Genomic DNA, 996 nt, shown 5'->3' on the forward strand with positions numbered 1-996 from the left:
CCTCAACCACATCCGCCGCCGCAGTCCGGCCCTGCGGCAGCTGCGCAATCTGCACTTCCACCACGCCGACAAGGAAGCGGTGATCGCCTATTCGAAGCGGAGCGGATCGAACACGGTGATCGTGGTCGTCAATCTCGATCCCCACCACACCCAGGAGGCCACGGTCTCGTTGGACATGCCGCACCTCGGCCTGGACTGGCACGAGTCCACGCCGGTGCACGACGAGCTCACCGGCGAGACCTATCACTGGGGCAGGGCCAACTATGTGCGTCTTGGGCCCGGCGGGGCACATGTGCTCACCGTCGGCCGGGGGTCCGGGGACCACGCGGCACAGGCCGCCGACGTCACGACCGGGGATGAACACAGCGCGGTTCTGCGACCGTCCAACCCGCAGATCGGAGGGTCACCCACACCATGAGCGTCAACGAGCCCGTTCCGGACACCTTCGAGGACACTCCGGTCAGGGACCGGGATCCGGAGTGGTTCAAGCGTGCCGTCTTCTACGAGGTCCTCGTCCGTTCCTTCCAGGACAGCAACGGCGACGGCATCGGCGACCTGAAGGGCCTGACCGCCAGACTCGACTATCTGCAGTGGCTGGGCGTCGACTGCCTGTGGCTGCCGCCGTTCTTCAAGTCCCCCCTGCGGGACGGCGGCTACGACGTCTCCGACTACACCTCCATCCAGCCGGAGTTCGGCGACCTGGCCGACTTCGTGGAGTTCGTCGACTCCGCCCACCAGCGCGGCATGCGCGTGATCATCGACTTCGTCATGAACCACACCAGCGACCAGCACCCGTGGTTCCAGGAGTCCCGCAGGGATCCCGACGGCCCCTACGGCGACTACTACGTGTGGGCCGACGACGACAAGCAGTACCAGGACGCCCGGATCATCTTCGTGGACACCGAGGTGTCCAACTGGACGTACGACCCGGTGCGCAAGCAGTACTACTGGCACCGGTTCTTCTCCCACCAGCCGGATCTGAACTACGAGAACCCG

General features: G+C 65.7%; 1 protein-coding gene and 1 pseudogene. Both read left to right on the plus strand.

The genetic code is table 11. The annotated features are described in order from the left end of the window. Nucleotides 1-418 (plus strand): annotated as a pseudogene (locus tag CCN35_RS13400) (DUF3459 domain-containing protein); the annotation flags it as partial. Next, nucleotides 415-996, plus strand: a 582-nt coding sequence (locus tag CCN35_RS13405; RefSeq protein ID WP_245863146.1) for an alpha-amylase family glycosyl hydrolase, incomplete at its 3' end; no start/stop codon positions are given. The pseudogene CCN35_RS13400 and the gene CCN35_RS13405, both read left to right, overlap by 4 nt.

It is taken from the genome of Streptomyces thermovulgaris, from assembly GCF_002155915.1.
In the GTDB taxonomy this organism is placed as follows: domain Bacteria; phylum Actinomycetota; class Actinomycetes; order Streptomycetales; family Streptomycetaceae; genus Streptomyces; species Streptomyces thermovulgaris.